The sequence below is a fragment of the Bacillus sp. TH25 genome, assembly GCF_016650935.1.
Classification (GTDB): Bacteria; Bacillota; Bacilli; order Bacillales; family Bacillaceae_G; genus Bacillus_A; species Bacillus_A mycoides.
The window spans coordinates 1-14,458 of record NZ_JAEKEU010000027.1 but is presented as its reverse complement, the minus strand read 5'-3'; the positions used below and the strand labels follow the sequence as shown (position 1 = coordinate 14,458).

The 14,458-nt window shown below is 36.5% G+C and carries 8 protein-coding genes; all 8 read right to left on the bottom strand.

The annotated features are described in order from the left end of the window. Positions 1-19: 19 nt before the first annotated feature. Positions 20-1,462, bottom strand: coding sequence for an MDR family MFS transporter (locus JFT89_RS14220; RefSeq protein ID WP_201040260.1), 1,443 nt, complete (start codon positions 1,460-1,462; stop codon positions 20-22). After that, positions 1,462-1,686 (bottom strand): MbtH family protein, encoded by a 225-nt coding sequence (locus JFT89_RS14215; RefSeq protein WP_002136206.1) that lies wholly within the window; start codon positions 1,684-1,686, stop codon positions 1,462-1,464. The genes JFT89_RS14220 and JFT89_RS14215 overlap by 1 nt, the downstream gene beginning before the upstream one ends. Next, a complete protein-coding gene (locus JFT89_RS14210) occupies positions 1,683-8,843 on the bottom strand; it encodes an amino acid adenylation domain-containing protein (protein WP_201040259.1) in 7,161 nt (2,386 codons plus the stop codon). Before JFT89_RS14210 ends, JFT89_RS14215 begins: the two co-directional genes overlap by 4 nt. A gap of 33 nt (positions 8,844-8,876) precedes the next feature. Further along, positions 8,877-9,770, bottom strand: a complete 894-nt coding sequence (locus JFT89_RS14205; protein WP_016094089.1) for an isochorismatase family protein — start codon at positions 9,768-9,770, stop codon at positions 8,877-8,879. Positions 9,771-9,794: 24 nt separating this feature from the next. Beyond that, positions 9,795-11,411, bottom strand: coding sequence for a (2,3-dihydroxybenzoyl)adenylate synthase (locus tag JFT89_RS14200; RefSeq protein WP_016094090.1), 1,617 nt, complete (start codon positions 11,409-11,411; stop codon positions 9,795-9,797). Positions 11,412-11,423: 12 nt separating this feature from the next. After that, positions 11,424-12,623 carry an isochorismate synthase DhbC gene (gene dhbC / locus JFT89_RS14195; RefSeq protein ID WP_016094091.1) on the bottom strand — a complete coding sequence of 400 codons (1,200 nt, stop codon included), beginning with the start codon at positions 12,621-12,623 and terminating at the stop codon, positions 11,424-11,426. 26 nt (positions 12,624-12,649) lie between these two features. After that, entirely contained in the window at positions 12,650-13,435 is a 786-nt protein-coding gene (dhbA, locus tag JFT89_RS14190) for a 2,3-dihydro-2,3-dihydroxybenzoate dehydrogenase (protein ID WP_201040258.1), read from the bottom strand. A gap of 629 nt (positions 13,436-14,064) precedes the next feature. After that, positions 14,065-14,458 (bottom strand): MFS transporter (locus JFT89_RS14185; RefSeq protein ID WP_201040257.1); only part of this gene is annotated, 394 nt, incomplete at its 5' end.

Genomic DNA, 14,458 nt, shown 5'->3' with positions numbered 1-14,458 from the left:
AGTATTAGCATGCTGCAACTCATTCATTTACAACTTCTTTCTCTTTTTGTAATACAGATAACGGCCTTTTATTCTTCTTTGACATTACCTCTTTATCAGAAATACGTAAAGAAAATAGTAATGCTATGAGTAAAAATATTGCTGATCCAATTAATGCTGCTTGATATGGTAAGAAATCTGACTGTGCATTATTCTGTACGCTATTACTTCCAAAACCAGATAGTATACTAGCTAAAACAGCAACTCCTATTGCAGATCCTAATCGGTTTTGCACATTGAATATAGTAGTTGCTCTCCCCATAGAAGGTGGTGCAATATTGTTAAAAGCAGAAAATTGAACCGCACCGACAGATTGACCTAAGAAAATACCAATGCCAAACAATAGTGCCCGAATTTGCCATGGATTCGTATCATGATTTACAAAACTTAATAAAATAAAGATAACCGCCGTACTTACTAATCCAATAGAGATTACCTTTCGAGCTCCTAATTTCTTATATGACCATGGTACAATCTGCGAAGAAATCATTAATCCAATCGCCTCTGGGAATGTAGTAAGACCCGATTCCAGCGCGGAAACTCCTATTACATTTTGATACATAAGCGGAAAAATAAATAACATTCCTAGTAAACCAGCTGATGAAAACAACGAAATAAGACTCATTTTTCTAAAGACCGGTTCTTTTAATAAGCGTAAATCTAACATCGGTTGCTTTACTTTAAGTTCTACAATAATAAACAATGTAAGTAATACAATCCCAGCTATCCCAATACTAATTATTTCTGGAGAAACCCAACCTTTTGACGGGCCTTGACTGAGTGCATAGATGAGCATCGCAAAACCTGGTGCTGAAAGAACAAAACCGAGAGAATCAAAACGACCAGCTGATTTTTCAATATGCTCTGCTAAAAATAGAAGTCCAAATAGCAACGCAATGATACCAAACGGCAGATTAATATAAAATGCCCAGCGCCAAGACATTTGATCTACAAAGAAACCACCAATAATTGGTCCGATCGCTGGTGCTACAGCAATTGGAAGTACAATAAATCGAGAAATTTTTGGTCTTTCCTCTGGTGAAAATGTTCGGAATAACATCGCCATCCCGACTGGTGTTAAAAGCCCGCCACCAGCACCTTGAATGATACGAAAAATGTTTAATGAAGTAATATCATTCGCAATTCCACATAATGCAGATGCAATTGTAAAAACGAAAAGGGCAGTTAAAAATACTTTTTTCGTACCAAAACGATCGCCTAACCAACCAGAAATCGGAAGAAAAACAGCTAAGCTAACTAAATACCCAACATTTACTGTCCCCATTGCAGATGGGGGTACTTGTAGTTCTTTACTTATCGTTTGCAGTGCTACATTCACAATCGTTGCATCCATCGCAGCCATAAACATCGCTGTTATATAAACGATGCTTACAACTACTTTTGGATTTATTTTTACTTTCATTATTGTTTTCCTACTAATATTTTTTCGCTAATTTGATTTTTTTTTGGCTCTAAATCATTCCAGTTAACTTCAACGTAGTCTAAGCAAACTTGTCTGCTAGCTTCTTCATGTACGACATTCCATCCAATTGGTACATCGAGAAAGGCAGGCCAGAGAGAATACTGGCCCTCCTCATTCATTAATACTTTATATGTGTAATTATCATTTTCAAATGGATTCGTCATACTTTACTTACCCCTTTCTTATTCTGCAAATATTTCGCTAGCACTTGTCCAATTTCTGTAAGTGGACCTGGCTGACATAAATCTTTATGTCTACAATCAATGTCATGCTGCACGATTTCCCCGTCTAAATAATTTAGCCACGTATTTGGAGAAATAGGGTCAAACCAGTCTGGTATAACAGTAGATCTAAAGAATAAAATATCCCCGTTATAAACTTTTGGCACGTATTTCCCTAACAACCCTACTGAATTCACGTATGTCTCTTTCAAGTTTAAAATAGTCTCTTCCTCAAGACTTGCTAATGCACTTCCATCTTTGCGAAGTATTGCAACCGCACTTTCCATAGTAAGTGGTTTACCATCCATGTTATCTGGATCATATCCACCTAAAGCAAGTAATGCGATTAACGCTTCTTCTTCAGTAGGTGCTTCCGTATTCGGTAAGAAGTGACCAGGATACGAATCCAGCATAACGAGTAATTCTACTTCTTCCCCTTCATTTTGAAGTTGCGCCGCCATAGCATGAACAACATTTCCTCCAAGCGACCATCCGAGTAAACGATATGGTCCGTGAGGCTGTATTTCACGAACGTGTTTTAAATAATCCGCCGCCATCTCCTCTAAGCTTTTTGGAAGTTCTTCATTTTCAGCGATACCACGTGCTTGTACACCATAGATTGGATAATCTGTTCCTAAAGATTTCATAAGTCCTGCATAGCACCAACTTAATCCACCTGCTGGATGTACACAAAATAGTGGTAATTGATCTCCGCTTGCTCGTAATGGAAGCAACACATCCAGTGCACTTTGACCATTCCCCATTTCAAGTCTTTCAGCAAGACCTGCAACAGTAGGTGCTGCAAATAAAGTTCCGATATTCAGTTCAACCCCAAGTGCCTCTTTAATACGGCTCATCAGATGCACTGCAAGAAGTGAATGACCACCAAGATCAAAGAATCCGTCATCAATTCCAATTTGAGACACACTTAAAACTTCTGTAAACAAGTCGCATAACATTTCTTCTTGCGGTGTTCTCGGTCCGCGGCTAGGAGATGATGCAATAAATTCTGGAGCTGGCAATGCCTTTCTATCTAATTTACCGTTTGGAGTTAAAGGTAACTCATTTACTACTACAAAAGCGTACGGAACCATGTAATCTGGTAAACTACCTCCTGCATGCTGACGCATTTCATTCGTATCAATCGTTTCATTATTTGATGCGACGATATAAGAAACTAATCGTTTATCCCCTGGTTGATCTTCCCGTACAATAACAGCTACTTGTTCAACTTTAGGATATTTCATTATTACCGCTTCTATTTCCCCTAATTCAATTCGGAATCCACGAATTTTAATTTGATGATCTGCACGTCCTATATAATCTAACGTCCCATCTTGACGCCAGCGCGCTAGGTCCCCTGTACGATACATTCTTGTACCTGGCTTCCCAAATGGATCTGCGATAAAACGTTCAGCAGTTAATCCTGCTCTTCCTAAATATCCACGAGCCAGTCCTGCACCTGCAACATACATTTCTCCAACTACTCCAGGTGGCATCGGTTGTAAATAGTTATCTAATACGTATACTTTAAGATCCGGTATACTGCACCCGATTAAACTATTTGCTCGTAAAGAGACGATGCTCTCATCTAATTCAATATAACTAACATGTACCGTCGTCTCCGTTATACCGTACATATTAATAAGCTTCGGTGAGTTATGAGGATGACGACTATACCAATCTTCTAATCGACTTAGTTCAAGTGCTTCTCCTCCAAAAACAACATATCGTAAAGATAATTTTTGACCAATCTCTTCATTTTCACGATCGGCTTGCATCAATTGATAGAACGCTGATGGAGTTTGGTTTAAAACAGTCACCTTTTCCTTAACAAGCAGTTGTAAAAATTCTTTCGGCGAGCGACTTACAGTATGTGGTACTACAACTAAACGCCCTCCATATAATAAAGGTCCCCAAATTTCCCAAACCGAGAAATCAAAAGCGTATGAATGGAACATCGTCCACACATCGTCTGCGTCAAATTGGAACCAATGATCAGTTGCTCCTAAAAGTCTTACTACATTTTGATGAGGTATCATAACCCCTTTCGGTCTACCTGTTGAGCCTGACGTATAAATAACGTAAGCAATATGTGAAGGAGATAACGGCTTCATGCGCTCCATTTCATCTATATTGTCTTCACTATATTTCTCAATTTCTTCTATTACGTTCACATCATCAACTAAAATCTTTAGTGCTTCATCACATTCAATTTCCACATCTGAATTTGTTAAAACACATGATGGTTTCGCATCGTGTAGCATAAATGAGATACGATCTGACGGATAATCCGGATCTAACGGAAGGTATCCCGCACCAGCTTTAAGAACAGCAAGTAAGCTTACAACCATATTTAAAGATCTCGGCATCGCTAAAGCAACAAGTTGATCAGGACCGATTCCTTTCGCTATTAACAAACGAGCTATTTTATTTGCTTTTCTATTTAACTCTTCATAAGTTAGCTTTTCATCTTCAAAGACGACAGCAATAGAATTTTGATTTACATGAGCCTGCTTTTCAAATAATTGTGGCAATGTCATTTCAGGTACAATTTGAAAACCACCATTCCACTTTTCTAAAACTGTATTTCGCTCTGCTAAAGTTAATATTTCTAATCTACCAATTGATTGATCCGGATGTTTCTCTGCATCATCTAATAATAGAATGAATCGTTCTATTAGTTTTTGAACCGTTTCACGTTTATATAAATCGGTACTAAACTCTAACAATCCGTGTAAGCCGTTTGGAGTACCATCAACTCCGTTACTCTCGCTAATTTCAAATGTTAAATCAAATTTTGCAGAACCAACACTTTGAATTTCAAGGCTTGCTTCTAAATCCGGTACATTAAACGTTGCTTCTGGCGTATTTTGGAAAGCTAACATAACTTGAAACAGCGGATGGCTATTTCGAGTTCGTACTGGGTTTAACACTTCAACAAGTCGTTCAAATGGAACATCTTGATTTTCATAAGCTGCAAGGTTTACCTGTTTCACTCTATTTAATAATTCTTTAAAACTTGGATCTCCTGATGTATTTGTGCGTAACACTAATGTATTTACAAATAAACCAACTATATCCGTGAGTACATCGTCATTTCTTCCAGCAATCGGACTACCTAATGGTATATCAGTTCCAGCACCTAATCTTGTAAATAAGGCACTTAGTCCTGCTTGCAACACCATAAACAAACTAACTCCATTTTTACGAGCGAGCTCCACTAACCTACTATGCATACCTTCATCTAAATGAAAATGAATTGTTTCCCCGCGATAACTAGTTTCAATTGGGCGCTGGTAATCTGTAGGTAACTCCATTTGATCTGGTAAACCTTTTAACTCTTCTTTCCAAAAATCTAATTGTGTTGAAATAATACTGTCTGGTTTTGTTTCATCACCTAATAGCTGTTGTTGCCATAGTGAATAATCTGCGTATTGAACTGGAAGGGTTTCTAGTTGAACACTATCACCTTGACATCGTGCTTTATAAGCCGCTGTAAAGTCTCTCGTTAACGGTTGTAATGACCAGCCATCTCCTACAATATGATGTAAAAGAATTAGTAATACATGCTCATTTTCACTCGCTTTAAAAAGTTGTAAACGAACTGCTGGCTCAACATCAAGGTTAAAGCTATATTTTACCGCCTCTGAAAGTACACTTTCTAATTCATCTTTACATGTTTTTGTTATAATCATTTCTAGATTTAAGTCTTCCATATTTAAAATTTCCTGATATGAACTACCTAATACATTAGGGAAAATTGTTCTAAGTGTTTCATGTTTCTTCACTACATCATAAAAGGCACCTTGCAGTGCTTCCTCATTCAATTTTCCAGACATACGAATGACTAACGGAATATTATAAGTAGGGCTTGGACCTTCTAAACAATTTAAGAACCATAACCTGCGCTGTGCAAATGAAAGTGGAACTTCATTTGGCCTACTTACTTTCTTAATAGCTGGTCTTGCGCTTTTTGCATGATCCAATTGTTTCGCTAATTCAGCAACAGTTGGTAATTCAAATAGCTTTCCGATTCCTAATTCTACACTTAACGTTTCACGAATTCTTGCCATTAAACGAGATGCAAGAAGCGAATGGCCACCCATTTCAAAGAAATTATCATCTATACTAATTCGTGAAACACCAAGTACCTCAGCAAATAAATCACATAATATTTCTTCTTTCGGATTTCTAGCAACTCTCTCATTGTTCATTCCATTAAAATCAGGAGCAGGTAATTTCTTTCTATCAACCTTACCATTTGGCGTTAATGGTAATTCTTCTAGCACAACAAATGCCGATGGTACCATATAATTCGCTAAACTTTCTGAAACATAAGAACGAATTTCTGAAAGATTAATTGGTTCCTTCTCTTCGGCAACGATATACGCAATGATTCGTTTATCATTTGGGCGATCTTCTCGTACCATTACTACCGCTTGTTGAATATTTTCATGTCGTTGTAATACCGTTTCAATTTCAGCTAATTCAATTCGGAAACCGCGAATTTTAATTTGATGATCTGCGCGACTAATGTACTCTAACACACCATCGTTACGCCATTTCACAAGATCACCTGTGCGATACATACGTGCTCCAGCTTTCCCATAAGGATTTGCAACAAACCGTTCAGCTGTTAACTCAGGTTTTCCTAAATATCCGTTCGCAAGCCCTTCCCCAGCAATATATAATTCACCTATAACTCCAGGTGGAACTGGTTGTAACCCTGCATCCAATACATATACTTCTGTATTCCAAATTGGCTTTCCAATAGGAGGTATACCACTTTCACTTTCATCAATGTTCATGTAAGTAGACCAAATTGTCGTTTCAGTTGGTCCATATAAGTTACTTATAGAGCAACCTAATTCTTTTAATTTATTTGCTAAATGTGCTGGTAGAGCTTCACCACCAACGAGTACGTTTAGCTCTTGTAGCCGCTCTGGATATTCAGTTACTAACGCCTGCCAGAGCGTCGGTGTAGCTTGCATAATTGTCACTCTTTCTTCTTGTAAAAGTGTCGTTAATGCAGAAGGCTCTTGGATTACTTCTTTTTGAGCAATTGTTATACTTGCACCACTAATAAGAGGTAAATATATTTCTAGAGCAGAAATATCAAACGCAAACGTTGTAACCGCTAATAAATGATCGTTTTCATTTAATGAAAACGTATGTTGCATAGCCAATAAGAAGTTACTTAAACCTTTCATAGAAACAATTACACCTTTTGGATTTCCTGTTGATCCTGAAGTGTAAATTGTATACGCTGGATTTAAAAGTGATTCATTATTTTTAAATGATATATTCATATGAGAATATGTTTTTAACGCTATTTTAGTTTCTTCGCTATCTAATATGATTTTTTTAATATCATTTTCTATAACTAAAGTAGATGAAACAGATGCATGTGTTATGATACAAACCGGATTTGCATCATTTACTATATAATTAATTCGCTCGGCTGGGTATTCTGGATCTATTGGTAAATATGCTGCACCTGCCTTTAGAACTGCTAACATACTAACTACCATTTCTATTGATCTTGGAAATACTAAGGCTACAAATTGATTTACTTGTATTCCTTCTTCTACTAAATAGTTTGCAAGTTCATTTGCTCGTTCATTTAGCTCTTTATACGTAAGTTTTATCCCGTTACAAGTAATTGCTATATTATTTGGATTTTTTTGTACTTGTTTTTCAAATAATATAGGTAGATTAATTAGCTCTTCAGCTCTCTTAGTTTCATTCCATTCCAATAAAACTTTATGATTTTCTTCAGGAAGAGTAATGTTTATTTTTCCAATCGGCTCGTCTTTGCGATCATTATTTATCAATAATTCTAATAGATTCATAAATCTTTCTTTATGCAATGCTAGTTCCGTATCGCTATATACTTCCGGATTCGCATCAAAATGAATCATTAGCTCATTTTCATCGAAGCGCTTATATACATTTATCGATAAATCATCGACAGGTCCTGCTGATAAATTATGTGTAATGCCACGATTTCCAGCAAAATTAAGCCCATAATCAAAAGGCATAACATTCACTAACGGCCCAAACAACCTTTGATTTTCACCTAGTAGCTTTAAGTCTCTTCTTAATTCCTCATGACGGTATTTATGATGACGACGTACGTCTCGAATTTCTTTAGAAACTTGCTGTATTAATTCCGCAAGAGTTATATTTGGAGTTACAGTGAGACGAAGTGGAACTAAATTCATTACCATGCTTGGTGTATGAATAGATACAGAACCAAGACGCCCCATCATCGGTAAACCTAAAACAATATCATTTGCACCTGTTACTTTATGCATATAAATACTTGTTACAGCTACAACAAATTCGGGCCAACTCGTTAACGAAATATTAATATCTTCTAGTAAAGTTTTCGTACTAGCATTTGATAAATAAGCAGTTTCTCGTAAAAATCCATTTGATGTTCTCGGCGCTCGTTCTGCTAAACTTATAACTTCCGGTTCATCTGCAAACTTTTCTAGCCAAAAAGTACGATCTTCCTGAAATTGTTTAGATTCACGATACTCATTATCTTCTTGTACAATTTTTGCAAGAGAACCAAATGGCTTTTCATTCTTATTTGTTTCTTCTATAAGTGATGTATACTCATTCGCTACCTTTTGGCTAAGAAGTGAAAATCCATAGCCATCCATCACAATGTGATGGATGCGCTGATACCAAAAGAAACGATTATTTTCAACTTGAATAAGTGCTTCAGTAAATAATTTATCTTCTTTTAAATCTATCGGTACAGATAAATCATTTTTCATCCATACTTTAGCAGCTTCTTCAGGATTTTCTTCTTTACGAACGTCAATAAAATGCATATGAAACGTTGACGATTCCTCAATAACTTGCCATGGGCCAATTTCATCCTCTTCGAAATGAACATGAAGTGCTTCTGCTTCTTTTACCACTTTACGTACAGCTAACTCGAAAATTTCATGATTAATATTTCCGTTTATTTCTATATATTCCCCAGTATTATAAATCGGATTAAGCGGATCTAATTGTTGCGCAAACCACATACCAGACTGCGCAGATGATAACGAATGACGAATCTTTTGACTATTAGGCATTCTTTACTACCCCTTTATTATGTAGTCTATTTGTTACAGCACTTGTGCTGCTTGTGAAGATAGTAAACGGTACCAATCATCAACAGTTGGACGTTCTGCTAAATCTGCAAAAGTGATTTCTTTCCCTTCGCGGCGCCACTTCTCTACTAAACTCATAATTCTGACCGAATCAAGTCCTCTATTTAATAAGTCTTCATCAACTTCAATACTCTCTACTGGCTCACGGAGTAGTTGTGCAACTAGTTCATGTACTTCCTGTAAAGTGATTCCTTCACTGTCATCGCTTTTTACACTTTGTAAATCTTTTAATAGTAAGTTTGTTGACGTCGTTACTGCACATCTATTAGATGCATACTCCAATGCTTGTTTATGATGCTCTAGTGAAAAATCAGCAACTGCATCTGCTACAAAAAATGGCTCTATACCATCCATAAATGCTTCACAAGCTGTTAAAAGGCAGCCAATATGCGCATAAATACCGCAAATAATAAGTTGATCTCTTCCCTGCTCATTTAAAATTTCTAATAGATTCGTCTTTTTAAATGCACTATATCTCCATTTGGTTAGGAATATATCATCCTCATCTGGAGTAAGCTCATCGACAATTTTCTTTTTATCTGGTCCAGCAGGAATACCGTCACCCCAAAAGTCTTGTAATAACCCTCGTTGTTCTAACGTTTGTCCACCAGGTTGTGCTGTATAAACAACTGGTATACCAAGTTCCTTGCATCTTTCTCTTATCACCTTAATATTTGAAATTAGTTCTACTTTTGGCGATTCTTTATCGCTATATGCATCAAGAAAATATTCTTGCATGTCATGGATTAGAAGAACCGCACGTTTCGGATCTGGCGTCCAATTCACTTTATTTTTTGGTAGTTCTGATTCAATTGGCATTTTATATACTGAAATAGATGGGATAGCCATCTAATCACTTCCTTCCGATTTTTATTATTGTTTTACTGTAATAAGTTTTTCAGCAATGACTTTACGTAATTCTTTTTTGCTTACTTTTCCAACACCTGTTTGTGGGAATGATTCAATAAATTCAATTCGATCTGGAATCTTATAAGCTGCTATACCACGTTCTCTTAAGAACATTTTTAATTCGTTTGCAGTTAGGACTTGTCCACGAGCGATAACAAAAGCGCAAGTGCGTTCTCCTAAATAATCGTCAGGCATAGATACAATTGCTACATCATGTACTGCATCATGTGCTAATAGATGATTTTCAACTTCTTCCGCAGCAACCTTCTCACCACCACGGTTAATTTGATCTTTATCTCTTCCTTCTACAATGATGTAACCTTGTTCATTTACTTTTACAAGATCACCTGTGCGATAAAAACCATCTTCTGTAAATGATCGTGCATTATGCTCTTCCGCTTTATAATAGCCACGAATTGTATATGGCCCTCTTGTTAATAAACTACCTACTTCACCAGGCTTAACATCATTATCATGTTCATCAACAACTCGAACTTCATCAAATGTAGACATCGGTCTACCTTGTGTATGAATAATGATTTCTTCTGGATCATCTAGTCTTGTGTAATTTACTAACCCTTCCGCCATACCGAACACTTGCTGTAACGTACATCCGAATGTAGGGCGTATACGCTTCGCAACTTCGGCACTAAATTTCGCACCGCCTACTTGAATAACTTGCAGGCTTGATAAATCGTTATTACGGGAAGATACCGCATCAAGCCAAATCATTGCTAATGGTGGAACGAGCGCTGTAATCGTAACTTTTTCTTTTTCTATAAGAGCAAATGCCTCATCTGGACTACCTCCAGTTGCCAATACTACTTTTCCACCCGCATAGAAAGTTCCAAATGTCCCTGGAGAACTCATCGGGTAATTGTGTGCTACTGGAAGAACTGCCATATAGACACTTTCTGCATTTAAATTACAAATGTCAGCGCTAACACGTAAACTATAAATATAGTCATCATGTGTTCTAGGAATTAATTTAGAAAGTCCTGTCGTCCCTCCTGATAATTGGAGAAACGCAACATCACTTGGCTGAACTTCTGGTAACGGAATCGGATCCATATAAAGATCAGTTATGTTCACGAATTCTTCTTCTTCCCCCACTACGATTACATGTTGTAAAGCGGGAACTTTCTCTTTCACTTCTCTTGCTAGTTTTCGATAATCAAAGCCGAGAGCCTTATCTGAAATAACGTAAGCACTCGCTTCACCAAACTCGCAAAAATAACTAATTTCACTACTGCGATGAGAAGGTAGTGCAAAAACAGGGAGTGCTCCAATGCGAAATAGCGCAAAGCATATTTCGAAAAACTCTATAATATTAGGTAACTGGATTACAACTCGGTCTTCTTTCTTTATTCCTAAATTCAGTAAACCTGAAGCTAAGCGATCTACCTTTTTATCAAGTTCACTATACGTTATATGCGTATTACTACTTACAACCGCAATTTGATCCCCATATTTTTCAGCGCGCTCTTTTAACATCGAACCAAATGTTTCTCCAAGCCAACACCCTTCTTCTCGATAGCGATTGGCAAATTCTTTTGGCCATTCCGTATAACCTATTAACATTCTTTCTTCCCCCTATTTTTCATTCAGCGAATTATCTCTTAACCCTAAAGCCTTCAACATTGTTTGGAACTTAGCTGATGTTTCTGCTAACTCATCTTCTGGCTTTGATTCAGCAACAACTCCAGCACCTGCATATAAGCGAAGTGTATTCTCTTGCACTTCAGCACAACGAATTGTAACAATCCATTCGCCATCTCCATTTAAATCGCTCCACCCTAACATTCCTGTAAAGAATTCACGGTCAAATGGCTCAATTTTTTGAATAGCCTCTCTCGCTTCTTCCATTGGAGTTCCGCAAACTGCTGGCGTTGGATGAAGGGCAATTGCTAATTCTAAAGAAGACGTATTTGGGTCCTTTAGTTCACCTTTCACTTCCGTAGACAAATGCCACATTGCTTCACTATGAATAACTGAGGGTTTTTCTGGAACATGTAATATATGACAGTAAGGGCGAAGCGCAGCGGCAACCGATTCAACTACTACCGCATGTTCATGTAAATCTTTTGGAGAAGAAAGTAATTCTTCTGCCCTTCTTTTATCTTCTACTGGATCCTCACTTCGTGGTCTTGAGCCAGCCAACGGATTAGAAATTACTTGCATACCATGACGTGAAACAAGTAATTCAGGACTTGCTCCAATTAACGTCTTACTGTACTCGTTTTCATCTTTCGGCAAATTAACAGCAAATGTGTAGCCGTGCTTATTATGTTCCGCTAATTCACGGAGTAGTTTTTGTTGATCAATTTTCTCGGAAGACTTAACATCCAATGATCTGGATAGAACGATTTTCCTTAAATCTCCGTCCTGAATTTTTGCTATTCCTTGCTTCACACCATCCATATAAACTTCAGGAGCTGGAACCGGTGTCATTTCAAATGTCAGTTTCTCATTTCGTTTTATCTCATTTGTTGTCTCTAACTGTAAACGCTCAGTAATTCTACTATGTTCTGGTACGATAAGTTGAACTTCTTTTCTACGATCAAAAGGCAAAGCACCAACAACGATAGGATTCGGATTTCCGGCTTGTTTTGCATTACTTAATACCGCTTGTACAAGTTCTGGAAAACTTTCAATTTCATGATGTTTTACTGTAGTAAACTCTCCTTCTGTCAATATCGTTCGAGTTGGTGAAGCGAAAAAGAACGAAGATTCAGTTTTATAATCTTCTAATAATTTTTCTGACAGTTCCTTTACGGCTATAAGTTCATTCATAGTATTAAAACCTCCTGAATTTTTTATTAAACTCCTAATGTAGCTCCGCCATCGACACATAAATTGTGCATTGTAATATGATTCGCTTTATCAGAAGCTAAAAACAATACTGCTTCAGCAATTTCTGAAGGTTGTGCAATTTTTTGTAACGGAATACCGAGTCTATATGTATTTTGCGAACCAGCAATTATATTTTCAGCTCCATTCTCATCAGCCCATAGTAATCTTTGCATTTCAGTTTCAGTAGAACCAGGAGAAACTAAGTTGCAGCGAATATTGTATGCTGCAAGCTCTAATCCTAAACACTTCATAAACATTGTCGTTGCAGCTTTTGATGCAGCGTACGCAGCCATTTCCATTCTCGGAGTATTTGCCGCATTTGAACCAACTGTAACAATTGCCCCTGACCGTCTTTGCATCATATGTTTACTTACTGCTCGGCACATATAGAAAACTCCTGTAGAATTTACAGAGAAGGTTTTATTCCAATCTTCATCACTTAAAGAGTGAATTGGTCCCATACGTAATACCCCTGCAACATTTATTAATATATCTATTGGTGCTATATCATTTTCAATACCGTTTACCATATCTTCAACAGCGGTACTATCACTCACATCTAAATGAAATGTTTTCATACGTGTTTCATTTAATTCATTTTCATTTAAGAGTACGTTTAACCCCTCTTCATTTTGATCAACCGCAATAACTGTAGCTCCTCTTTCTAAAAACATTTTGGCAACAACACTGCCTATACCTTGAGCTGCACCTGTTACTAAAACCGTTTTTCCATCAAATTCCCCTAAGTTCATTTCCTCTATCCTTTCATTTGAAAATTGATCTAATTAAACAAATAGTGATAATGATAACGATTATCACTATCAATGTAAAAAATAATACACTTACTAAACTAATTGGTCAAGTGTACTTTTCATCAAAATATTATTCATTGATAATGTTTTTCATTTAATATTCTTACATCGAAATGATAATCTTTCTCAATAAACTTGTCAACCTATTTTTATTTTTCAGATAAAACATTTTAGTACTTCTCAATACAATTACATCTAAAAGCCTTAATAAGTACTTACATTAAAAAATTTAATTCATACTCCTCATTTTAAAATTGAAGAAGATAAACTGTAGATACCTTCATTTACAAAGCCTTACCAAAAACTCAAGTATATTTTTTCTCAACATTTTTCTGAAAATATCGATAAAGTATATCTTGCAATTACCGATGCATGTCGTGTTTATAATTTAAGATTTAATAAGTATTTCGAATATAATATATCAATTTATGATATTCCAATATAATCCAAACGGATACTTTACTCATTTTTTTGCCTCTAGAAAATTCCACATGTTGTAATTCATAAAAAAGCACCCTATTAAATAGGGTGCTTTTTAGTAAACATAGTGTTAAAGAAGATTTATATACTTACGCTACACTGCGATACTCTTCTTCTTTTTCTTTTTTCTGCTTAGGCACTTGGATTAAAAGTGCGATAATAAATGATACGACACATAATACGCCGATCACCATGAAAGTTGGTTTGAATCCACCTAGAACTGCACCGATAAAGGAACCAGCGAGCGCTCCAAATCCAAATCCTTGATACACAATTCCGTAGTTCTTACTATGGTTTTTCATACCGTAGAAATCACCAACGATAGCTGGGAAAATAGTGATATTTCCACCAAAGCAAAACGCTACACTTGCTACACATACGAAGTAGATACCATAATTTAAATCTACGAAACTTAAAACCAAGACTGAAGCTGCCATAACAACAAATGTACCAGTAACGATTTTTAAACGGCCGATTTTATCT

Excerpts from the sequence above, each read along its gene's own strand:
- dhbC (WP_016094091.1), bottom strand. The coding sequence starts at position 12,623 with ATGAATGAACTTATAGCCGTAAAGGAACTGTCAGAAAAATTATTAGAA.
- JFT89_RS14220 (WP_201040260.1), bottom strand. The coding sequence starts at position 1,462 with ATGAAAGTAAAAATAAATCCAAAAGTAGTTGTAAGCATCGTTTATATA.
- JFT89_RS14200 (WP_016094090.1), bottom strand. The coding sequence starts at position 11,411 with ATGTTAATAGGTTATACGGAATGGCCAAAAGAATTTGCCAATCGCTAT.
- dhbA (WP_201040258.1), bottom strand. The coding sequence starts at position 13,435 with ATGAACTTAGGGGAATTTGATGGAAAAACGGTTTTAGTAACAGGTGCA.
- JFT89_RS14205 (WP_016094089.1), bottom strand. The coding sequence starts at position 9,770 with ATGGCTATCCCATCTATTTCAGTATATAAAATGCCAATTGAATCAGAA.
- JFT89_RS14210 (WP_201040259.1), bottom strand. The coding sequence starts at position 8,843 with ATGCCTAATAGTCAAAAGATTCGTCATTCGTTATCATCTGCGCAGTCT.
- JFT89_RS14215 (WP_002136206.1), bottom strand. The coding sequence starts at position 1,686 with ATGACGAATCCATTTGAAAATGATAATTACACATATAAAGTATTAATG.